Annotated in this window: 18 protein-coding genes; 13 read left to right on the forward strand and 5 right to left on the reverse strand. The window is 61.5% G+C overall.

The window, feature by feature from the left end; translation table 11 throughout:
* Positions 1–9 precede the first annotated feature (9 nt).
* Positions 10–2,211 (forward strand): peptidyl-dipeptidase Dcp, encoded by a 2,202-nt coding sequence (gene dcp, locus ACMGG9_RS10720; protein ID WP_414162156.1) that lies wholly within the window; start codon positions 10–12, stop codon positions 2,209–2,211.
* Between the two features lie 189 nt (positions 2,212–2,400).
* On the opposite strand, the gene ACMGG9_RS10725 is transcribed toward dcp, so the two are convergent.
* Positions 2,401–3,282 (reverse strand): LysR family transcriptional regulator, encoded by an 882-nt coding sequence (locus tag ACMGG9_RS10725; RefSeq protein WP_414162157.1) that lies wholly within the window; start codon positions 3,280–3,282, stop codon positions 2,401–2,403.
* Between the two features lie 107 nt (positions 3,283–3,389).
* Here ACMGG9_RS10725 and ACMGG9_RS10730 point away from each other — a divergent pair, with 107 nt between their 5' ends.
* From ACMGG9_RS10730 to ACMGG9_RS10770, 9 genes are all read left to right on the forward strand, one after another.
* A complete protein-coding gene (locus ACMGG9_RS10730) occupies positions 3,390–4,133 on the forward strand; it encodes a sulfite exporter TauE/SafE family protein (RefSeq protein ID WP_164106322.1) in 744 nt (247 codons plus the stop codon).
* 265 nt (positions 4,134–4,398) lie between these two features.
* Complete coding sequence (locus ACMGG9_RS10735; protein ID WP_108682301.1) at positions 4,399–4,722, forward strand: hypothetical protein; 324 nt, start codon at positions 4,399–4,401, stop codon at positions 4,720–4,722.
* 260 nt (positions 4,723–4,982) lie between these two features.
* Positions 4,983–6,257, forward strand: a complete 1,275-nt coding sequence (locus ACMGG9_RS10740) for an HlyD family secretion protein (RefSeq protein WP_108680675.1) — start codon at positions 4,983–4,985, stop codon at positions 6,255–6,257.
* Positions 6,250–8,349 (forward strand): peptidase domain-containing ABC transporter, encoded by a 2,100-nt coding sequence (locus ACMGG9_RS10745; protein ID WP_164106320.1) that lies wholly within the window; start codon positions 6,250–6,252, stop codon positions 8,347–8,349. The genes ACMGG9_RS10740 and ACMGG9_RS10745 overlap by 8 nt, the downstream gene beginning before the upstream one ends.
* 171 nt (positions 8,350–8,520) lie before the next feature.
* Positions 8,521–9,576, forward strand: a complete 1,056-nt coding sequence (locus tag ACMGG9_RS10750; RefSeq protein WP_033650461.1) for a P1 family peptidase — start codon at positions 8,521–8,523, stop codon at positions 9,574–9,576.
* Between the two features lie 16 nt (positions 9,577–9,592).
* Entirely contained in the window at positions 9,593–10,417 is an 825-nt protein-coding gene (locus ACMGG9_RS10755) for a M55 family metallopeptidase (protein ID WP_033650460.1), read from the forward strand.
* A gap of 201 nt (positions 10,418–10,618) precedes the next feature.
* Positions 10,619–12,841 (forward strand): xanthine dehydrogenase family protein molybdopterin-binding subunit, encoded by a 2,223-nt coding sequence (locus tag ACMGG9_RS10760; RefSeq protein WP_033650459.1) that lies wholly within the window; start codon positions 10,619–10,621, stop codon positions 12,839–12,841.
* Positions 12,841–13,299, forward strand: coding sequence for a (2Fe-2S)-binding protein (locus ACMGG9_RS10765; protein WP_101453049.1), 459 nt, complete (start codon positions 12,841–12,843; stop codon positions 13,297–13,299). The genes ACMGG9_RS10760 and ACMGG9_RS10765 overlap by 1 nt, the downstream gene beginning before the upstream one ends.
* An 11-nt stretch (positions 13,300–13,310) precedes the next feature.
* Positions 13,311–14,615, forward strand: a complete 1,305-nt coding sequence (locus ACMGG9_RS10770; RefSeq protein WP_413715881.1) for a c-type cytochrome — start codon at positions 13,311–13,313, stop codon at positions 14,613–14,615.
* Positions 14,616–14,651: 36 nt separating this feature from the next.
* On the opposite strand, the gene ACMGG9_RS10775 is transcribed toward ACMGG9_RS10770, so the two are convergent.
* The gene (locus tag ACMGG9_RS10775) at positions 14,652–15,821 is read right to left on the reverse strand and encodes a cupin domain-containing protein (protein WP_042784444.1); all 1,170 of its coding nucleotides are present in this window, start codon (positions 15,819–15,821) and stop codon (positions 14,652–14,654) included.
* A 290-nt stretch (positions 15,822–16,111) separates the two neighbouring features.
* Entirely contained in the window at positions 16,112–17,023 is a 912-nt protein-coding gene (locus ACMGG9_RS10780) for a LysR family transcriptional regulator (protein ID WP_108680683.1), read from the reverse strand.
* A 103-nt stretch (positions 17,024–17,126) separates the two neighbouring features.
* Between ACMGG9_RS10780 and ACMGG9_RS10785 the strand changes: the two genes are divergently transcribed.
* The gene (locus ACMGG9_RS10785; RefSeq protein ID WP_033650518.1) at positions 17,127–17,693 is read left to right on the forward strand and encodes a chromate transporter; all 567 of its coding nucleotides are present in this window, start codon (positions 17,127–17,129) and stop codon (positions 17,691–17,693) included.
* On the forward strand, positions 17,690–18,211 hold the full coding sequence (locus ACMGG9_RS10790; protein ID WP_046688471.1) for a chromate transporter: 522 nt from the start codon (positions 17,690–17,692) through the stop codon (positions 18,209–18,211). The genes ACMGG9_RS10785 and ACMGG9_RS10790 overlap by 4 nt, the downstream gene beginning before the upstream one ends.
* Positions 18,212–18,215: 4 nt before the next feature.
* Here ACMGG9_RS10790 and ACMGG9_RS10795 read toward each other — a convergent pair whose 3' ends face one another.
* Positions 18,216–18,569, reverse strand: a complete 354-nt coding sequence (locus ACMGG9_RS10795) for an AprI/Inh family metalloprotease inhibitor (RefSeq protein ID WP_208060176.1) — start codon at positions 18,567–18,569, stop codon at positions 18,216–18,218.
* Between the two features lie 411 nt (positions 18,570–18,980).
* Here ACMGG9_RS10795 and ACMGG9_RS10800 point away from each other — a divergent pair, with 411 nt between their 5' ends.
* Positions 18,981–20,597 carry a serralysin family metalloprotease gene (locus ACMGG9_RS10800; protein WP_042784449.1) on the forward strand — a complete coding sequence of 539 codons (1,617 nt, stop codon included), beginning with the start codon at positions 18,981–18,983 and terminating at the stop codon, positions 20,595–20,597.
* Positions 20,598–20,638: 41 nt separating this feature from the next.
* Here ACMGG9_RS10800 and ACMGG9_RS10805 read toward each other — a convergent pair whose 3' ends face one another.
* The gene (locus tag ACMGG9_RS10805; protein ID WP_047026155.1) at positions 20,639–21,289 is read right to left on the reverse strand and encodes a dihydrofolate reductase family protein; all 651 of its coding nucleotides are present in this window, start codon (positions 21,287–21,289) and stop codon (positions 20,639–20,641) included.
* Position 21,290: the final 1 nt, after the last annotated feature.

The following is a 21,290-nucleotide window of genomic DNA, read 5'->3' on the forward strand; positions in this document are numbered from 1 at the left end:
TTCGATTTGATGCGTTTATCCACATTGGTGCTGGCGATCGGCATGGCGCTGGGCTCGCAGGCACAGGCAGCAGAAACCCAACCTCACGCCGACCATAGCGCGCTGCCCAGCGGCCAGGCGAAGGAGGCTACCGTGACCGGTGAAGCCAATCAGCACGACAAGCAAAAGACCCAAAATCCGTTCTTCTATCAAAGCCGTCTGCCGTTCCAGGCGCCGCCGTTCAACCTGATCAAGGAAAGCGACTACGCCCCGGCGATCGAAGCGGGCATCAAGCAAAAGCGGGAAGAGGTGGAGAAGATCGCCAACAACCCGGCTAAGCCCAACTTTAAGAATACCTTCGTGGCGCTGGAGCAGGCCGGTTCGCTGCTGACGCGGGTGATGAACGTGTTCGGCGCCATGACCTCGGCCAATACCAGCGATGCGCTGCAGAAGCTGGATGAAGAAACCTCGCCGAAGCTGGCGGCGCTGAACGACGACATCATGCTCAACGGCAAGCTGTTCGCGCGCATCAAGGCCATCTATCAAGATCGCGATGCGCTGAAGCTGGATCCGGAGTCGCGTCGGCTGGTGGAAGTCACCTATAAGAACTTCGAGCTGGCGGGCGCCAACCTGTCGGACGCCGACAAGGCCAAGCTGAAAGCGCTGAACCAGGAAGCGGCGACGCTGAGCACCCAGTTCACCAACAAACTGCTGGCGGCGAGCAAAAACGGCGCGCTGGCGATAACCGACCAGGCGAAGCTGGACGGTCTGTCCGAAGGTGAGCTGGCGGCGGCAGCGCAGGCGGCCGCCGAGCGCAAGCTGGATAAACAGTGGCTGTTGGTGCTGCAGAACACCACCCAGCAGCCGCTGCTGCAGAGCCTGAAAGATCGCGATACCCGCAAAGCGCTGTTCGACGCCTCCTGGACGCGGGCGGAGAAGGGCGACGGCAACGATACCCGCCAGACCATTTCCCGACTGGCCAAGGTGCGCGCCGAGCAGGCCAGGCTGCTGGGCTACCCGAACTACGCCGCCTGGAAACTGCAAAACCAGATGGCCAAGACACCGGATGCCGCGCTGAGCTTTATGCGCAACATCGTGCCGGCGGCCACCGCGCGCGCCGAACGTGAAGCCAAAGACATTCAGGCGGTGATCGACCAGCAGAAAGGCGATTTCAAGGTGCAGGCCTGGGACTGGCAGTTCTACGCCGAACAGGTGCGCAAGGCCAAGTACGATCTGGACGAGTCGCAGATCAAACCTTACTTCGAGCTGAACAACGTGCTGAACAACGGCGTGTTCTACGCCGCCAACCTGCTGTACGGCATCAGCTTCAAAGAGCGCAAGGACATTCCGGTCTACCAGCCGGACGTTAAGGTGTATGAAGTGTTCGACAAGGACGGCAAATCGCTGGCGCTGTTCTATACCGACTACTTCAAGCGCGACAACAAGGGCGGCGGCGCCTGGATGAGCAACTTCGTCGATCAGTCGAAGCTCAATGGCACCAAGCCGGTGATCTACAACGTCGCCAACTTCACCAAACCGGCGCCGGGGCAGCCGGCGCTGCTGTCGTATGACGACGTAATCACGATGTTCCACGAGTTCGGCCATGCGCTGCACGGCATGTTCGCCGATCAGGAATACCCGAGCCTGTCGGGCACCAACACCGCGCGCGACTTCGTCGAGTTCCCGTCGCAGTTCAACGAGCACTGGGTCAGCGATCCGAAAGTGTTCAGCCACTTCGCCAAGCACTACCAGACCGGCGAGGCGATGCCGCAGGAACTGGTCGACAAGATCAAGAAGGCCGACAAGTTCAACAAGGGCTACAGCATGACCGAGCTGCTGTCCGCCGCGCTGCTGGATATGCACTGGCACATGCTGACCGCCGATCAGCCGCAGCAGGACGTGGACAAGTTCGAGGCCGAGTCGCTGCAAAAAGACAAGGTGGATCTCAGCTACGTGCCGCCGCGTTACCGTTCCAGCTACTTCCAGCACATCTGGGGTAACGGCTACGCCGCGGGCTACTATGCCTATCTGTGGACGGAAATGCTGGCGGACGACGCCTTCCAGTGGTTCACCGAACACGGCGGCCTGACCGCCGAAAACGGCCAGCGCTTCCGCGACATGATCCTGTCGCGCGGCAACAGCCAGGATCTGGAGAAGCTGTACATCGACTGGCGCGGCAAAGAGCCGAGCATCGAGCCGATGCTGATCAACCGCGGGCTGAAGGACGAGTAAGTTCGGCCATTCCCGGTAAGCAAACAGAAGGGCGCATTATGCGCCCTTCGTCTTTTGAGGCTTGGCCGACGCTCAGCGGTTCACCACCAGCTCGGAGAAGTTGGGCAGCGATGTGATGTCGCTGAGCGTCACGACAACGCTGAATATGAAACCGCAGGCACAAGATGGCGAGGCTGCGCACTGAGCCGCTCAGGCTTGGCGCAGGAACGCCACCAGCCGCTGCGCCGGCAGCGGCAGCTGCGCCAGGTCACGCACCGCGATCGACAGGCGCCGGGTCGCCCACTCGTCTGTCAACGTCAGTGCGCTGTGCCGAATTTGCGGATGGCGTTGGGCGCTCTCTTCCGGCACCACTGCCAGCCCGGCGCCGCGCAGCACCATGCGGCAGATGGCGTCGAAATGAGCCGCGCGCGCCCGCAATCGCATTGGGCCGCCGCTGCGTATCGCCAGCTGTTCCAGATGCTGTTGCAGCGCGCTCTCTTCCGGCAGGCCGATGAAATCAAAAGGCAGGGCGTCCGCAAAGCTGATCTGTCGACGGCCGCTGAGCGCATGCCCCGGCGGCAGCGCCAGCACCAGGCGATCCTGGCGAAAAGGGTAGCTTGTCAGCCCGCGCAGATCGGCGTGATCCGCCACGATGCCGATATCCGCCGCCTGTTCAGCGATCGCCTGCGCGATGGTCGGGCTGGGCAGCTCCTCCAGTACGATATCGGTATGCGGGTGCAGCACCAGAAAATCCGCCAACAGCTCCGGCAGAAAAGCGTCGGCGGCGACGGTATTGGCGACAATGCGCAGCCGGCTGCGCTGGCCCGGCGCGAACTCGGCCAGGTCGCCGCGCAACCGCTCGCGCTGCTGCAATAGCACTCGCGCGTGATGCAACAGGCGCTCACCGGCGGGCGTCGCCTGGACGCCGCGCGGATTGCGCGTCAGCAGCGTTACGCCGGCCTGTTGCTCCAGCCCGCGCATGCGAGCGCTGGCGGCGGCCAGCGACAGCCCGACGCGCTCGGCGCCGGCGGTGATGCTGCCGGTCTCGAGCACCGCCGCCAACAGTCGCAGATCGATAAAGTCAAAATGCATGCGTTTTCCCTCTGTCTTTGCCGCAGGCAGGCTCTGCCATTGCCGCATTGTGCCGCGCCATACCGCCGGCCACAATCGAGCCGTTGATTCGCCATAAGGATAGACGCATGTCGCTGACGCTACTTGAGATTATCGCCCTGACGGGCATTTTTACGCTGGCCGGCACGGTCAAAGGAGCGATCGGTCTGGGGCTGCCGACCGTGTCGATGGGGTTGCTCAGCCTGATGATGCCGCCGGGTCAGGCCGCCGCGTTGCTGTTGCTGCCTTCGCTGATCACCAACCTGTGGCAGTTGCTGCGCGGGGCGCGGCTGGGGGCGCTGTGCCGCCGGCTCTGGCCGATGATGCTGTGCGTCACGCTGGGCACGTTGTTGAGCGCGGGGGCGCTCACTGCCGGCGACGGCCGCCTGGCGCCGCTGGCGCTGGGCGTGTGTCTGATCGGTTATGCGCTGCTGGGTTTTACCCGTTTCGACTGGCGCGTTTCCGCTGTGGCGGAACCCTGGTTGGGGCCGCTGTGCGGCCTGGTGACCGGTGCGCTGACCGGCGCCACCGGAGTGTTCGTCATTCCGGCGGTGCCTTACCTGAATGCGTTGGGCCTGGCGCGCGACGATCTGGTGCAGGCGCTGGGGCTGTCGTTCAGCGTCTCGACGCTGGCGCTGGCCGCCGGCTTAGCCTGGCATCAGGCGCTGCCCGCCACGCTGCTCGGCGGTTCGCTGTTGGCGCTGTTGCCTGCGTTGGGCGGCATGTGGCTGGGGGAGAGGGTGCGTCGTCATTGTCGCCCGCAGCTGTTCCGCCGCCTCTTCTTTATTGGATTATTAATCTTGGGCGTTGAGATTATTTGGCGATTCAATTAATTGAATCGATAGTACCTACGTGTAATCAGGTTCGGTATATTATTCTCGGTTTTATTCTAATATGATTATTTTCAATGTTTAAAATGGGCTTTTTTATTGGATTTTTTATGAAATACAGAGTAGTTATGTATTATTAGTGTATTTTACTTTTTCAACTATAACCCTTTAAAAATGGGATAACCCCAGTGAATGCATAGGGGAACATTGATGAAGGAAATTTTAAGCAGCCAATTCGATGCGATGTCGGGTGGATGGCAGGATCGAGATGGGAGTGGAAAAAGAGCGTCTGATAACGGTGATGGGGTATATGATGAATAGATATGTTGTTTTTATAAAGAGTGATGAATCAAAAGTGCTAAGAAAGGAAATGGTTACACGAGAAATAATTAAAGACATGAAGCAGAAGGGGTTCAGAAAGCATCATATCGAAGTAGAGGCTGATAACGAAAGCGATGCCATTAAAAAATTAAATAAGAACAGCAATGATTATTTGGATTCATTGAGAAATTTTTCAGGTGATTTATTGTTCTGTTCTATTTGTGTCATTGTTATGACGATAGTCTATTTTGCCACGATGAAAATGAGTTAGAAGTAGATACTGTAGGGTTTAAAGAATAAAAAGGCTTGTCGAACTGGATCTCTCTGATTTTTTTCTGGATATGATACTGCCATTGGGTGAAACATACGTTCGTAAAATTTATTGGCGCCAGGTTCACTCAGAAGATTTAAAGGTGTTTATTGTAATGGTTTCATATCCTCTCACCAAAATTAACTGACCTTCTGCTTATTTTATTGTCAATACAGTAGCCTGTGAATTTGAATGTTAGCTATCACTAAGGGACGCTGCTCATGTTTCGCCAGGAAGCGATCGATAATCAGAAAATGAAATGGCGTGGCAGGGCGCTTCTGCTACCCGGTATTCCCGTTTGGGGCACGACAGGGTTCTGTCTGTTTTTCTTCATCGCCTTTCTCACCTTCGCGATCGCCGGTACCTATACCCGGCGGGTCAACGTGACCGGCGAGATCAGCACTTATCCGCGCGCCGCCAACGTTTATTCCGCCGTCCAGGGGATAGTGGTCAAGCAATTCGTCACCGAAGGGCAGGTGATTGCCGCTGGTGCCCCCATTTACCAGATCGACGTCAGCAAGAGTACCCGTAGCGGTGTGATCAGCGACAACCAGCGGCGGGATATCGATGGCCAGCTGGCACGCATTGCGCAAATCATCAACCGACTGGAAAGCAGCAAGCAGGCCACGCTTATCATGCTGGAACAACAGAAGGCGCAATACACCGCCGCATTCACCCGTTCCACCGATATCCTCAAACGCGCCCAGGAAGGGATTCGTATCATGAAGGAAAACATGGAGAACTACCGGCACTATCAGACCAAGGGGCTGATCAATAAGGATCAGCTCACCAACCAGGTGGCGCTGTATTACCAGCAGCAGAACAACCTGCTGGGCCTGTCCGGCCAGAACGAACAGAATGCGCTGCAGATCACCGCGCTGGAAAGCCAGATCCATATCCAGGCTGCCGAATTCGACAACCAGATTTACCAGATGGAGCTGCAGCGCTACGAGCTGCAAAAGGAGCGGCAAAACATAGATGCCACTGGCGATATTATCGTTCGCGCGCTGGCCGGCGGCCGTATCGATTCGCTGAGCGTCACGGTTGGCCAAATGGTCAACGTCGGCGACAGTCTGCTGCAGATTATCCCGCAAAACATCGATCGCTATGCCCTGGTACTGTGGGTGCCCAACGACGCTATCCCCTACATCGTCGCCGGCGATAAGGTCAATGTGCGCTATGACGCTTTTCCGGCGGAGAAATTTGGCCAGTTTGCCGGTACGGTGGCCGTCATCTCCAAAGCCCCGGCCTCGCCGCAGGAAATGCTGACCTATCAGGGAGCGCCCAAAGCGGCGCTGACCGCCGCCGTGCCGTACTACAAGGTGATCGTCATGCCGGAGAAACAGGCCGTTGCCTATGACGGTAAACGCCTGAGCCTGGAAAACGGCATGAAAGCGCAAAGCACCCTGTTTCTGGAAAAAAGGAAGATTTATCAATGGATGCTGTCGCCGTTCTACGACATGAAACACAGCGCGACGGGGCCAGTCAATGAGTAGGACCTCATTCAAACAACGGGTCAGCCAACTGGATCTGCGGTTGCGCCACCGGGTTTCGATGGTGCACCAGACCGAGTCGTCGGAATGCGGGCTGGCCTGTCTGGCGATGATCTGCGGTTATTACGGCAAAAATATCGACCTGATCGCGCTGCGCCGGCAGTTCAACCTGTCAACCCGCGGTGCAACGCTGGTTGGACTGACCGGTATCGCCGAGCAATTGGGGTTGAGCACCCGTCCCCTGTCTCTGGATCTGGACGAACTCGGCGCGCTAAAACTGCCCTGCATTCTGCACTGGGAATTCAACCATTTTGTGGTGCTGGTCAGCGTCAAAGGCCACCGCGCAGTGCTGCATGATCCGGCGCGCGGGCGCCGGGCCGTCAGCCTGACGGAACTGTCGCACAGTTTCACCGGCGTAGCGCTTGAGGCCTGGCCCGGCAGCGAATTCACCGCCGACAGCGTCCGCCATCGCATTCATCTTCGCACGCTGATCGGCAGCGTGCATGGCCTCAAGGGGGCGCTCGGCAAAATCTTTTGCCTGTCTCTGGTATTCGAAACCATCAACCTGGTGATGCCCATCGGCACGCAGCTGGTGATGGATCACGCTATTCCTGCCGGAGATCGTGGGTTACTGTCGCTCATTTGCGCCGGATTGATGCTGTTTATCTTGTTGCGGGCTGCCATCGGCATGGTGCGGGCATGGTCAGGATTGGTCATGGCGACGCTTATCAACGTTCAGTGGCAGTCCGGGTTGTTCACCCATCTGCTGCGCCTGCCGCTCGGTTACTTTGAACGTCGTAAGCTGGGGGACATTCAGTCACGTTTCGGTTCACTGGATACGCTGCGCAGCACTTTCACCACCAGCATCGTCGGCGCCATCATGGACGGCATCATGGTGATCGGTGTGCTGGTGATGATGGCGCTGTATGGCGGCTGGCTGACCTGGGTAGTGCTCACTTTCACTGCGCTTTATGTGTTGATGCGACTGCTGACCTACGGCTATTACCGTCAGCTGTCCGAGGAGGCGCTGGTGAGAGAGGCTCGGGCCGGCTCGTATTTTATGGAAACGCTGTACGGTATCGCTACCGTCAAAATGCAGGGCATGGCAGAACGCCGCATCGCTCACTGGCTAAACCTTGAAATCGACACCATCAACACGGGGATCCGCGTCACCCGAATGGACATGCTGTTTGGCGGGATCAACACCTTCATAGCGGCGTGTGACCAGATCGTCATTCTGTGGTTGGGAACCAGCCTGGTGATCGATAACCAGATGACCCTCGGCATGTTCGTGGCGTTCGGCGCCTTTCGGGGGCAGTTCTCCGACCGCATCGGGTCGCTGACGGAATTTTTGCTGCAGCTGCGCATGATGAGCCTGCATAACGAGCGCATTGCCGATATCGCCCTGCATCCGCGGGAGGAGCGTAAACCCGATCACCCTTACACGGCGGGCCTGCAACCTTTGGGATTGACGACCCATGCCCTGAGCTATCGTTACGACAGCCAGTCACCGGCTATCTTTGATGGCCTGGACATCAGCGTTGCGCCGGGCGAAAGCGTGGCCATCGTGGGCCCGTCCGGCGCCGGCAAAACCACGCTGATGAAGGTGTTGTGCGGACTGTTTACCCCGGCTGCAGGGCGGGTTGAGGTGAACGGCGTCGATATCCGGCAGCTCGGCATCAACAACTACCACAAAATGATTGCCTGCGTGATGCAGGACGACAAACTGTTCTCCGGCTCAATCCGCGAAAATATTTGCGGGTTCGCGGACAAGATGGATGATGCCTGGATGGAAGCCTGTGCCCGTGCCAGCTATCTGCATGAGGTGATCATGCGCATGCCGATGGGGTATGAAACCCCGATCGGCGAGTTGGGGGAAGGATTGTCCGGCGGGCAAAAACAACGGCTATTCATAGCCCGGGCAATCTACAAGAAACCGGCTATTTTGTTCCTGGATGAGGCCACCAGTGCACTGGATAAGGAGAGCGAAGCTGCCGTGAATCAGGCAATTAAGAGACTCAATATCACTAAGCTGATCATTGCCCACCGTGAAACGACCATTGCGTCGGCAGATCGGGTTATCCATATTGGATAAGGGGGGATATCACCTGCGCCACAAGCCACTTACATTGCTTTTCTCCCTAAAACCCAATAAGTGGCGATGGGGCAAGGCTATTTTTGCTGCTCGCTTCCGCTTTCAATTTACGGCGCGGCGCATTGCGCGATATTCTGGTTTTCTGATGGGCTAACGGCGGATGAGGGAACCATGACAGACAGCCAGGCATTTGAACAACAAAGCCTCGATAATCTGCTGAGCTATTGGCGGCGCCACCGCCGCCTGCCGGGCGCGCGTTATCCGGCCGGCCCGACCGACACCCTGTGCGACGTGCCGGGCGTCAGCGTCGGGCATCACACGCTGGCCGACGGCGAATGCCAGACCGGCGTCACCGCCATCGTGCCGCCGGGCGATCTGTTCAACCAGCCGCTGCCGTGCGGCAGCGCGGTGCTCAACGGCTTCGCCAAGCCGCTGGGGCTGGTGCAGCTGAACGAACTGGGGGTGCTGCAAACGCCGATCCTGCTGAGCAACACCTTCGCGGTCGGCACGCTGTTCAACGCCATGGTGCGGCGCAGCTGCCGGCGCTACCCGCAGATCGGCCGCGGCAGCGCCACCATCAACCCGCTGGTGCTGGAGTGCAACGACGGCTACCTCAACGATATTCAGGCGATGGCGGTGCGTGAGGAGCACGTCTTCAGCGCGCTGGATAACCATTCCACCCGCTTTGCGCGCGGCAGCGTCGGCGCCGGGCGCGGCATGAGCAGTTTCGGCTTGAAAGGGGGCATCGGCACCGCTTCGCGCTATTGCCCGGGGCTCGGCACCACGCTCGGCGTGCTGGTGCTGGCCAATTTCGGCACCCTCGACTCGCTGACGCTGAGCGGCGTGCGCGTCGGCCAGGCGCTGGGCAAGCTGTTGGCGGATCCGCCGCCGCAGGTGGACGCCGGTTCGGTCATCATCATCATCGCCTGCGATCGGGCGCTGGATAGCCGCCAGCTGAACCGCATCGCCCGCCGCGCGGGCGCGGGCCTGGGGCGGGTGGGCAGCCATTGGGGGCACGGCTCCGGCGACATCGCGCTGGCGTTTTCCACTCGGTTGCTGGGGGCGACGCTGCCGGACGAACGGCTGGAGCCGCTGTTCGCGGCGGCGGCGGACGCCACCGAATACGCGGTGCTGGATGCGTTGCTCAGCGCCGAAGGCGTCAGCGGCTTCGAGCAGCATGCGCGCGTGGCGCTGGGCCCGCTGCTCGATCGGCTGGCGGCAAATTAAATAACGGGAGCCTGATGTGAAAGTCTTTATCTCTGCGGATATCGAGGGGATCGCCGGCGTGATGCGGCCGGAGCAGTGCAACCCGGCCCACGCCGACTATGCGGCGGCGCGCGAGCTGATGGAGCAGGAGGTCAACGCCGCCATCGACGGCGCTTTTGCCGGCGGCGCCACCGAGGTGACGGTGGCCGACAGCCACGCGATGATGCAGAACCTGCGCGCCGACCGCATCGATGCGCGGGCGCGCCTGGTGCAGGGCAAACCGCGCGGGCTGTCGATGGTGGAAGGGCTGCAGCATCAACGTTACGACGGCCTGATGTTTATCGGTTATCACAGCGCCGCCGGCGAGCGTGGCGTGCTGGCGCATACCATCAACGGCCGGGCCTTTTATCGCGTCAGCCTGAACGGCGAGGCGGTAGGCGAAAGCGATCTGTATGCGGCGGCGGCGGCCGAGTTAAACGTGCCGCTGTGGCTGGTGAGCGGTGACGACGAGCTGCAACGCTGGATCGCTGAACGTTATCCGCAATCCGGCTATGTTTGCGTGAAACGCGCCCTCTCGCAAACCGCCGCCGAATCGCTCAGCCCACAGCGGGCGCGCGCCGAGATCCGCGAGCGCGCGATGCAACAGGTGCGCCAGGGCGCCAGACTGCCGGTGGAGCGCCGTTTTATGCCGCCTTACCGGCTGACGCTGATGGCGGCCAAACCGGTGCTGGCGGATCTGTTCAGCCTGGTGCCCGGCGTGGAGCGCCAGGATGCGCTCACCGTGGCCTTCGACAGCGACAACATGGCGGCGCAAATCCGCCTGCTCAGCGTCTTCTCCTATCTGGCGACGACGCAGAGCTGACCCCCGGTGCGGGTTCCCGCCCGCACCGCACGATTCTCCAATAGAAAATCCCTCTTCAACATTAAGCCTACTGGATAATAGGCTACGCTAATTATTGCTCTGTTGTGCTATGTCACCTGACCGGCGCGGCAAGCCATTCCCATAATTAGCGCTGTTTCGCCGAAGGCAGTGACGCCTCCGGTTTTTTTGGAGTCATGAGCAATGAGCATATCCCAAGTTCCGCTTTCGCGGCGGCGGTTTATCGTCGGCGCCGGGGCGTTGGTGATCGGCACCTATCTGCCGTCCACCGGTGCGCTGGCGCGCTCGAACGCCCCGGCCGCCGCCGGCGCGACGGCGTTTGACGCCAACGCCTTCGTCCAGATCGGCGCCGACGGCATCGTCACCGTCATCAGTAAACACACCGAAGTAGGCCAGGGGGTCTATACCGGCATGGCGACGCTGGTCGCCGAAGAGCTCGACGCCAACTGGGCACAGGTGCGGGTCGTGGCCGCGCCTGTGGACACCAATATCTACAAAAACCTGGCGTTCGGCTTCCAGGGTACCGGCGGATCCAGTTCGGTGGCCAACGCCTATGAACAGATGCGGCGCATGGGCGCCATGGCGCGCGCGCTGCTGGTGCAGGCTGCGGCACAGAGTTGGAAAACCTCCGCGCAGGAAATCACCGTGCAGGCGGGCAAGATCCGCCATGCCGCCAGCGGGCGCGAAGCGGGTTTCGGCGAGTTCGCCGAGTTGGCCGCCACGCTGCCGCCGCCCGATCCCGCCAGCCTGGCGCTGAAGGATCCGGCCAATTTCACCCTGATCGGCAAAACGCGCGGTCTGCACCGCGTCGATTCACTGGCGAAAACCAACGGCAGCGCGCAGTTCTCGCAGGATATCCACGAGCCGGACATGCTGACCGTCACCATCAAGAAACCGCCGCGCTTCGGCGGCAAGGTGGCGACGTTTGACGCCGACCGTGCGTTGGCGGTGCCGGGCGTGGTGGCGGTGAAACAGGTTGCCACCGGCGTGGCGGTTTACGCCAAAAATACCTGGGCGGCGATCCAGGGGCGGGATCGGCTTAGGGTCACTTGGGACGATGCGCAGGCGGAGCGACGCAACACCGAGGAGATCTACGCCGAATTCCGCCAGGTGGCGCAGAAAACCGGCGTAGTGGCGAAGAGTCTCGGTAAGCCGGACGAGGTGTTCGACAAGGCCGATAAGGTGATCGAGGCCGAATACACCTTCCCCTACGTCGCTCACGCGCCGATGGAGCCGCTGGACGGCTATCTGTTCTGGGACGGCGAAAGCGTCAAGGCGCGCTACGGCTGCCAAATCCAGACGCTCGACCACAAGCAGTTGTGCGATCTGTTCGAGCTGCCGCCGGAGAAGGTGCAGATTGAAACCATTCTGGCGGGCGGCAGCTTCGGCCGGCGTATCGATCTGGGCAACCCGACGCTGGGGCCGGATCTGGCGGCCGACATGGCGGCGGCGGCCAAGGGCATCGGCCCCGGCCACGGCGTGAAGGTGGTATGGACGCGCGAGGACGACATCCGCAACGGTTGGTATCGCCCGATGATCCTGCATCGCCTGCGCGGCGCCATTCGCGGCGGCAAGGTGGTGGGCTGGACCGATACCGTAGTCGGCCACTCCTGGACGCGCCACAGCGCGATGGATGCGCTGGTGGTCAACGGCCTCGATCAGATGATGGTCGAGGGCGCCAGCGAGGTGCCTTATACCTTTGAGGCCTTCCGCTGCGATGCGCATATCGTGCCCGGCAAGGTGCCGACCACCTCGCTGCGGTCGGTCGCCAGCACCCACACCGGCCACGCGGTGGAGAGCTTTATCGATCAACTGCTGCAGGAAACCGGGCAGGATCCGGTGGAAGGGCGGCTGGCGCTGATGGGCGACGCGCCGCGCGCGGCGGGCGTGCTGCGGGCGGTGGCCAAAGCCGCTGATTGGCAGGGCGCCAAGGTGGTGGACGGACGCGCGCGCGGCGTGGGCGTCGCCAAGGCGTTCGATACCTATGTGGCGCAGGTGGCCGAGGTATCGATCGGCGAAGGCGGTATCCCGAAAGTGCACAAGGTGTGGTGCGCGGTGGACTGCGGCGTGGCGGTGAACCCCGACGTGATCCGCGCGCAGATCGAAGGCGGCATCGGCTACGGCCTGAACCTGGCGCTGTACGGCAATATCACGCTGAAAGACGGCGTGGTCGAACAGTCCAACTTCAATAATTTCCGCCCGCTGCGCATCAATGAGATGCCGGAGGTTGAGGTGATCATCGTGCCCTCGACCGAGAAACCGACCGGCGTGGGCGAACTGGGGGTGCCGACCATCGCTCCGGCGGTCGGCAACGCGCTGGCGCTGCTCGGGCGGCCGCGCGCCTCGCTGAGCCTGCCGCTGCATAATCCCACTGCGAATCCGGCGTCTGACAAGGAGAGAACCTGATGATTCATTTAACCGTAAACGAGCAGCCGCTGACCTTTGAGGGCGATCCGCACATGCCGCTGCTGTGGTTTTTGCGTGACGAAGCCGGCCTGACCGGCACCAAGTTCGGCTGCGGCATCGCCATGTGCGGCGCTTGCACCGTGCATCTGGACGGCGTGCCGGTGCGTTCGTGCATGACGCCGGTCTCCGCCGCCGCCGGCAAGAAAATCACCACCATCGAAGCCGTCGGCGCCACGCCGGAAGGCAAGGCGGTGCAGGAAGCCTGGCTCCACCTGGACGTGGTGCAGTGCGGTTACTGCCAGTCCGGCCAGATCATGAGCGCCAGCGCGCTGCTGGCCCAGAGTAAAAACCCGAGCGATGCGGACATTGACGCGGCGATGGGCGGCAACGTCTGCCGCTGCGCCACCTATGTGCGCATTCGCGCCGCCATCCACCAGGCCGCCAAGGCGTTGGGTTAGGGAGAGATGCGATGAGCAACGCCTTGAAAGGGCTGTTATGGCTGATTATCGCCGTGGTGGTGTTGGCGGGAGGATACGCGCTGTATACCCTGCTGCGGCCTGCCGGCGCGGAGCCTGCGGCGCCGATCGCCGGGGCGCCGGCCGGCATGACCGATAAACTGGCGCGCGGCGAGTACCTGGCGCGCGCCGCCGACTGTGTGGCGTGCCATACCGCGCCGGGCGGCGCGCCTTATGCGGGTGGCTTCGCCTTTAAACTGCCGTTCGGCACCATTTACGGCACCAACATCACCGCCGACAAGGAGACCGGCATCGGCAACTGGAGCGACGATCAGTTCGTGCGCGCGGTGCGTGAGGGCATCGGCCCGCAGGGCAACCTGTACCCGGCGATGCCGTACACCTCGTACACCGGGCTGAGCCGCGACGACGTGCTGGCGATTAAGGATTATCTGTTCAGCCTGCCGCCGGTGAAACAGGTCAACCCGCAAAACGATCTGTCGTTCCCGTTCAATCAGCGTTGGGGCATGAAATTCTGGAACCTGGCGTTCTTCCAGGAGCAGCGCTTCGCGCCGGATCTCAACAAGGATGAACAGTGGAATCGCGGCGCCTATCTGGCGACGGCGCTCGGCCACTGCGGTGAGTGCCATACGCCGCGCAATCTGGGGTTCGGCCTTAACCAGAGCAAGCACCTGAGCGGTGAAGTGGTGCAGGGCTGGTTCGCCGCCAACATCACGCCGGACAAACAGACCGGCATCGGCGGCTGGAGCGACCAGCAGCTGTCGCAATATCTGGCCACCGGTCATGCGCCGGGGCGCAGCAGCGCCGCCGGCCCGATGGCGGAAGCGGTGGAGAACAGCCTGCAGTTCCTGACGCCGGAAGATAATCTGGCGCTGGTGAAATACCTGCGCGATATCGAGCCGATCGCCGGGGACGACGCCGCGGCGGTGAACCTGCAGCCGAAGGGCGCGGGGGCTTCCACGCCGATCCTGCCGGGCGGGCAAGACAGCTCGCTCGGGCGCCGGGTGTTCGCCAACGACTGCAGCGGCTGCCACCAGTGGAACGGGCCGGGCCGCCAGAGCGAGTACGCGTCGCTGGTCGGCAGCACGGCGGTGAACGATCCGCAGGGGCGCAGCGTGGTGCAGGCCATCCTGAAGGGGACGAGCATCAGCGTCGGCGAGCGGCATGAGATGATGCCGGCGTTCGGCAGCGCGTATTCCGACGAGGAAGTGGCGGCGGTCGCCAACTTTGTGGTCGGCCATTTCGGCGACAAGCAGGGCAAGGTCACCGCCAAACAGGTGGCGGAGCAGCGCAAGCAGTAAAGAAAGCGGCGAGGGAGATTCTCCCTCGCCGCGGCGTCAGCGGCTGCGGCGCGACATCACCCGTTTGTCTTTCGGTCTATCCTGCCAGTCCTCAACCTGATTATTGAAGTTGTCCGCCAGCAGGTAGGCCGGGGTTTTCGCCAGCCAGTCGGACAACGAAATATCCTGATAAATGCCGTTGTCCATCACGATCAGTACCTTCAAATCCTCATCGCCGATGTTCTCGATGTAATGGCCGAAGCCCTGCGGCACGTAACCGACGTCCGAAGGGGCGTACTCTTCCGTCTGCGCGTGGCCGTGCGAGCTGAACACCGTCATGCGGCCTTTGCCGGCAATATAGTATTGCCATTCGTTGGCATTGGGGTGCCAGTGCAATTCCCGGATTGCGCCGGGTTTCACGATCTCGATGATGCCGGTCATGGTGGTGGAAATGGGAAATTCTTTCGACGACACCAAATGGACGCTGCCGGCGTCATTTTCAAAGAACGGCTTTTGCTTCATTAATTCATAGCGGTGGGTCAGCGGGGCGTTATTTAATCCGCCGTCGCTTTTCGGCAATGGCAATGTGGGCGGAACGGCGCCGCCGACAATATAAGCCTCGCCCTGTTTGGCCTTGGAAAATACCGCCGCCGGCATGTCGACGCTTTTTTCCAATACTTCTTTCGGCATATGCGCCACCCAATCGGTAATGCTGAAGGTGCCGAATTCGGAGAAGTGGCCGTTATCAAACGCCAGAATAAAATGCGCGCCGTCCGCCAGCGCCTGAATGGAATGGCCATAGCCTTTCGGGAAATACCAGACGTCGCCGGGGCCGAAGTCCGCCACCTCACATTTTCCCTCGGGATCGAGGATGGTGATGCGCGCATGGCCTTCCAGCATAAACGCCCATTCGGCGGCGATGGCGTGCCAGTGCAGTTCGCGCACGCCGCCCGGCTCCAGCGTCATGTCGACGCCCGCCACGCCTTCGGAGATCGGGAATTGCTCGACGGTGGCTTCGCGCGCCCAGCCGTTGGGCAGGCTGCGCTTTTTGCTGTCGGTGAATTTGTATTTATAGAGATGCTGCGCATCGGCAGGCGGCTGATAGCTGCTGGGGGGCACGATATTGCGATGGTCGTCGGCAGCGGCATTTTTGGCGATGCCGCCGATCATGCCGGCGGCGGCCGCGCTGACGGCGGAGACTTTCAATATATCACGACGTGATAGCATAGCGTTTTCTCCAATATAAAACCGTGCGCCTGCAGCGGCAGGCGACAGGGAAGGCGCGATCGCCATTGAAATGATTTTTTGTCATCGGCGGGAATAGGCTGTGACCCTTAAATCCTAGCGGCTGGAATGTATTGCGTAGGCGCTTATTTGTTTGCGTTTGTTACTAAGTGAGAGCGGGTTTAATTAATTAACCGGAAGTTGAATAGTCATGGATTGGAATTAATTTTCACCGCTCACAGGCTTAAATAAATAATAAACGAACGTCATTCTTTATTGGCCGTTCGGGCTTTTTATGACTGCCCCACGGTCTCCAGCACCAACTGACGAAAGCGCTCGACGATCGGCGAAGCCGGGCTGCGGCGCAGCGCCAGGTAAAGCGGGGCGCTGAGCTGCGCTTCTGCGGCGAGAGTGCGGTAGACGATGCCGTCGCCGCCCAGCCGCCGCATGGAACCGGGCACGATTGACACCCCTAATCCGGCGCCCACCAGGCTGAGGGTGGCCGGCAGGCGCGGCGCTTCCTGCACGATGCGCGGGCTGAAACCGGCGCGGTGGCAGGCGGCCAGGATGGCGTCGTACAGCCCCTGGCCGGCCGGGCGGCGATAGAGAATAAACGCCTCGTGGGCCAGTTCGGCCAACGGCAGCGGTTGCTGCGTTTCTTGCGCCAGCCGGTGGCCCAGCGGCAGGGCGACGATCATCGGCTCGCTGAGCACTGGCTCGACGCTCAGGCCGGGAATGCCGTTGGCCGGCGAGCGCACGAAGGCGGCGTCGAGGCGCTGTTCCAGCAACGCCTCCATCAGTTCGCCGCTGCCGGCTTCTTCCAGTTGAGTGGTTATGCCCGGCAGGATGTCGCGGTAGCGGCGCAGCAGGTTGGGCACGAACGGGTGCAGCGCGGCGGAACTGGTGAAACCGATAGCGATGTGGCCCTGCTCGCCGCGGGCGGCGCGCTGCACCGCTTCGCGCAGGCGTTCGGCGCGCGCCAGCAGGGTGCGGGCTTCTTCGAACAGCACGCCGCCCGCTTCGGTGACGCGCACGCCGCGCGGCAATCGCTGTAACAACTTCACGCCCAATTCGTCTTCCAACCCCTGCAACAGGCGGGTCAGCGGCGGCTGCTGGATAAACAGCCGCTCGGCGGCGCGGGTAATGTTGCCTTCTTCCACCACGGTGACGAACGCCCGCAGGCGACGCAGTTCAATCATAGCCATACCTCAAAGGTATCTTTCGTTGTTCCGGAATGCATTAGACATCATGGCACGGCGACGCGCATGATACCAGACATCAAAACAAGCGATGTGGAACGGCAATGTCATGTCAGATATCAATACGTTAAAACCGCACCCGCCGGCAGCGCCGGGCAACGCGGCGCTGTTTTTGGGCTTTCTGTGGCTGGGGCTGATCGGCTTCGGTGGCGTACTGCCGATGGCGCGCAGCATGTTGGTGGAACGCCGGCGCTGGCTGAACGCGGAACAGTTCACCGAGCTGCTCGGCCTGTGCCAGTTTTTGCCCGGCGGCAATGTGATCAACCTGTCGGTGGCGGTGGGGATGGAATTTCGCGGGCTGCGCGGCGCGCTGTGCGCCTTGCTGGGCCTCATCAGCGCGCCGACGGCGATCGTGGTGGGGCTGGGCGTGGTGTACGCCCGCTTCCAAAACGATCCCCATGTGCAGCATGTGTTCGCCGGGCTGGCCGCCGCCGCCGCCGGGCTGCTGCTCTCGACCGGGATCAAGATGCTGCTGCCGCTGCGCGGCAAATGGCCGGCGCTGGCGATCGTCGCGCTGGCGCTGATCGCCATTGCCTGGCTGCGCCTGCCGCTGTTGCCGACCATGCTGGTGCTGGCGCCGCTGAGCATTCTGCTGATGTGGCGGTGGCCGTCATGAGCGGGGTGTTGATGGCGTTGGCGCTGATCTTCACCGAACTCTCTTTATTGGCGTTCGGCGGCGGCATGACCATTCTGCCGGAGATGCAGCGGCAGGTGGTGGAGGTGCATCAGTGGATGAGCGCCCAGGAGTTCAGCGCGCTGTTCGCCATGGCGCAGGCCGCGCCGGGGCCGAACATGATGATCGTACCGCTGGTTGGTTGGCACGTGGCCGGCTGGGCGGGGCTGCTGGTTTCTTCGATCGCCAAGTTCGGGCCGTCTTCCATCGTTACGCTATTGGTGATGGGCGCCTGGCGGCGCTTTAAGGATCGTCCGTGGCGCCGCATCGTGCAGGCCGGGCTGGTGCCGCTGACCGTGGGGCTGGTGGTGGCCAGCGGCCTTTTGATCGCCGAGGCTTCCGCGCCCAATTGGCGGCTGGCGGCGATCGTGGCGCTGGCGACGGGATTGAGCATGAGCAAGCGCCTCCATCCGCTGTGGGTGCTGGCGGGCGGCGCGCTACTCGGCCTGCTGTTTGCCTGAAGGATTAGCGCGGGATCAGCACAAAGCGTGAAGGGCCGTTGCGGTCGATCAGCTCATAGCGCTTCGGCGCGGTCAGGGCCAGAAACGCCACCATGCCCCCTTCGGCGTCGGTCAGCGTCATGCCGTCCGGCGTCGGCCGCCAGGCGACCGGCAGCGCGTGCAGCGCCAGCGGCTGCAGGCACTCGGCGGAGGCGCTGAAGCGGAAAGCGTTGGTGTTGGCTACCGTTTCGTCGCTCAGCTGCACCTCGCAGACGGCTTTACCGTCGCCGATGGCGGCGAGCTGCCAGTCGCCCTTCAGCGCGGCGGGTTCCAGCAACGGCAGTGAACTGCCCAGGGCACTGCTGCACAATACGCTCATAACGACTCCTGTCAGGCTGGCGCGGCGCAAGGCGCGCATAAGGAAATGGGTTGGCATCGGGTCACTCCTTTCGGCTGTCCGTTCACACCTTAGCACGTTCCCGGCGGGATGATGAGGCAAGGATTAGGTTTTTTAATCCTCGATTATTCTGATCTAACCGTCGCTAAAACGCGCAAAAAGACGAGTGATTAACCTGTTATTGCGCTTATTTTTCTCATTAATATAGTGAGAATACAAATTGTTATGGTTATCTCCTTCTTAACGCCCGGCGCGGTGAAGCCAGGCTGGGCGGGCTCGCGCCGCCGGAGTGAGTCACTATACTGGTCAATCCTAAGCCTCGGCTTAGATAAGAACAACTGATGAATAGTCTTACAAATCGAGTGGATTCCTAGTGTGTAAAAGGAGAATGCAATGAGCAGTCGCCACAACGACATTTTGCAAGATGACGATGAGTTCACCAGCCTGGCCGCCACATCCCCCAACGATCATAACTATCAGTTTTACTATCACCAGCCCGGCAGCCCCTATGACGGATTGGGCTACGGCGCTCTGTTCACGCTGGACAACGCTAACCTGTACAGTAACCAGCGCGGCGGGGCGGCGATTAATAATTTGGGTAAAATCCGCGATAACTTCAGCTTCGATCGCGCCGCCGATCAGTTGACGCGGCCGGGCCTGACGCACAACGGCGACCAGGTGTATCACCAGCCGGTCGCGCTGACCTATTCCTTCCTGACGCAAAGCGCGCTGAACCGCATCGGCCAGACCGGTGACGGCGACAAGGGGCTGCAGCCGTTGACCCAGGCGGCGCAGGCTCAGGCGCTGAAATCGATGCAGGCGTGGGCCGACGTGGCGAACGTAACCTTCACCGAGGCGGCGTCCACCGATATCAACCACCGCGCGGATATCACCTTCGCCTACTTCACGCAGCGCGCCGACGGCAGCACCGCAGCCGGCAGCGGCCCGAATGCCATCAACGCTTACGCCTATTACCCGCCGAGTTCCAAATCGGGCAGCGATAACGCCTTTGCGGGCACGGTGTGGTTCAACAAAAATTTCGCCACCCATAAGGCGCCGGTTAGCGGCGACTTCAGCAGCCAGACCTTCACCCACGAACTGGGGCATGCCCTGGGGCTGGCGCATCCGGGATCTTATGACGCATCGTTAGGCAACCCGAGTTACCAGAACGACGCGGCTTATTATCAGGATTCGCTGCAATACTCGATCATGAGCTATTTCAACGCCGGTTACACCGGCGCCGACACCAAAGGGGTGTATGGCTATGGGCCGATGGTGGATGACATCGCCGCGATCCAGAAGCTGTACGGCGCCAACATGAACACCCGCACCGGCGACACGGTGTACGGCTTCAACTCCAACACCGGCCGTGATTTCCTGACCGCCACGGCGGACAACGGCAAACCGGTCAACTTCGCGGTGTGGGACGCCGGCGGCAACGACACGCTGGACTTCTCCGGCTACAGCCAGCAGCAGATGATCAACCTGAACGACGGCGCGTTCTCCAGCGTCGGCGGCGGCACGCAGAACGTCGCCATCGCGCGCGGGGCGATCATCGAGAACGCCATCGGCGGCAGCGGGCGCGATCTGCTCATCGGCAACGATCAGGACAACCTGCTGGCGGGCAACGCCGGTTCCGACATCCTGTACGGCGGGCGGGGGGCGGACCATCTGTGGGGCGGCAAAGACGCCAACAACTTCACCGACTATTTCGTCTATCTCAACGCCAAAGAGTCGACGGTGGCGGCGTTCGACGTGATTGAAGACTTCGAGCACGGCATCGACAAGATCGATCTCTCCGGCCTGCGCTTCAACAACAGCCTGAGCGAGCTGCGCTTTATCGACAGCGGCAGCGCCTTCAGCGGCCAGAAAGGCGAGATCCAGCTCAACTTCGACGCCTTCAACGGCACCACCGATCTGTTGATGAACACCCAGAGCAACAGCTATGCCGCCGACTTCAAGATCCACGTGGTCGGGCAGGTGGAGCAGAGCGATATTTTGTTTGCCTGAAGTGAGGAAGGGGAAGAGAAAAGGGCCGACCGGCCCTTTTTTTACGACTGGGCCGCCGCGGCGCTTTCCGCCACGAAAGAGCCGGTTTTCACCGCGCCGGCGCGGCGGTAGTGAGCCACAATGACGCCGCCGGGCGAGACCACCGAGTGGGTCAGCGTGAAGGCCGCCGGCGCCGCGTTGTCATCGAACAGCCGCTTGCCGCCGCCGAGCAGCACCGGGTAGGTGAGCAAGCGCAGTTCATCCACCAGATCGTTGGCCAGCAGCTGTTGCATCAGCGTGCTGCTGCCCTGCACCAGCAGCACCGGCCCCTGGGTGCGCTTCAGCTCGCGCAGCCGGGCGAGGATGTCTTGCCCCAGCCACTGGCTGTTCTCCCACGTCAGCGTCTCGCCGTGGTGGGTGGCGACGTACTTGGTCGCCTGATTGAACACGCGGGCGATATCGGCGGAAAACGGGTCGGCCTCGTCGGTGATATGCGGCCAGTAGCCGGCGAAGATATCGTAGGTGCGCCGCCCGAGCAGCAGATCGAAAGGCGCAGAGAAAAGTTCGCCCATCGTTTCCGCGACGGCGTCATCCCAGTAGGGGGCGGTCCAGCCGCCGAAGCGAAAGCCGCCGCTGCGGTCTTCGTCCTGCCCGCCGGGCGCCTGCATCACGCCGTCGAGGCTGACGAACGCGCTGGCAATAATCTGTCGCATG

It is taken from the genome of Serratia sp. BNK-10, from assembly GCF_047456065.1.
Classification (GTDB): Bacteria; Pseudomonadota; Gammaproteobacteria; order Enterobacterales; family Enterobacteriaceae; genus Serratia; species Serratia ureilytica.

Coding starts and splice junctions, on each gene's coding strand:
- dcp (WP_414162156.1), top strand. CDS start 10: ATGCGTTTATCCACATTGGTGCTGGCGATCGGCATGGCGCTGGGCTCG.
- ACMGG9_RS10725 (WP_414162157.1), bottom strand. CDS start 3,282: ATGCATTTTGACTTTATCGATCTGCGACTGTTGGCGGCGGTGCTCGAG.
- ACMGG9_RS10730 (WP_164106322.1), top strand. CDS start 3,390: ATGTCGCTGACGCTACTTGAGATTATCGCCCTGACGGGCATTTTTACG.
- ACMGG9_RS10735 (WP_108682301.1), top strand. CDS start 4,399: ATGGGAGTGGAAAAAGAGCGTCTGATAACGGTGATGGGGTATATGATG.
- ACMGG9_RS10740 (WP_108680675.1), top strand. CDS start 4,983: ATGTTTCGCCAGGAAGCGATCGATAATCAGAAAATGAAATGGCGTGGC.
- ACMGG9_RS10745 (WP_164106320.1), top strand. CDS start 6,250: ATGAGTAGGACCTCATTCAAACAACGGGTCAGCCAACTGGATCTGCGG.
- ACMGG9_RS10750 (WP_033650461.1), top strand. CDS start 8,521: ATGACAGACAGCCAGGCATTTGAACAACAAAGCCTCGATAATCTGCTG.
- ACMGG9_RS10760 (WP_033650459.1), top strand. CDS start 10,619: ATGAGCATATCCCAAGTTCCGCTTTCGCGGCGGCGGTTTATCGTCGGC.
- ACMGG9_RS10765 (WP_101453049.1), top strand. CDS start 12,841: ATGATTCATTTAACCGTAAACGAGCAGCCGCTGACCTTTGAGGGCGAT.
- ACMGG9_RS10770 (WP_413715881.1), top strand. CDS start 13,311: ATGAGCAACGCCTTGAAAGGGCTGTTATGGCTGATTATCGCCGTGGTG.
- ACMGG9_RS10775 (WP_042784444.1), bottom strand. CDS start 15,821: ATGCTATCACGTCGTGATATATTGAAAGTCTCCGCCGTCAGCGCGGCC.
- ACMGG9_RS10780 (WP_108680683.1), bottom strand. CDS start 17,023: ATGGCTATGATTGAACTGCGTCGCCTGCGGGCGTTCGTCACCGTGGTG.
- ACMGG9_RS10785 (WP_033650518.1), top strand. CDS start 17,127: ATGTCAGATATCAATACGTTAAAACCGCACCCGCCGGCAGCGCCGGGC.
- ACMGG9_RS10790 (WP_046688471.1), top strand. CDS start 17,690: ATGAGCGGGGTGTTGATGGCGTTGGCGCTGATCTTCACCGAACTCTCT.
- ACMGG9_RS10795 (WP_208060176.1), bottom strand. CDS start 18,569: ATGAGCGTATTGTGCAGCAGTGCCCTGGGCAGTTCACTGCCGTTGCTG.
- ACMGG9_RS10800 (WP_042784449.1), top strand. CDS start 18,981: ATGAGCAGTCGCCACAACGACATTTTGCAAGATGACGATGAGTTCACC.
- ACMGG9_RS10805 (WP_047026155.1), bottom strand. CDS start 21,289: ATGCGACAGATTATTGCCAGCGCGTTCGTCAGCCTCGACGGCGTGATG.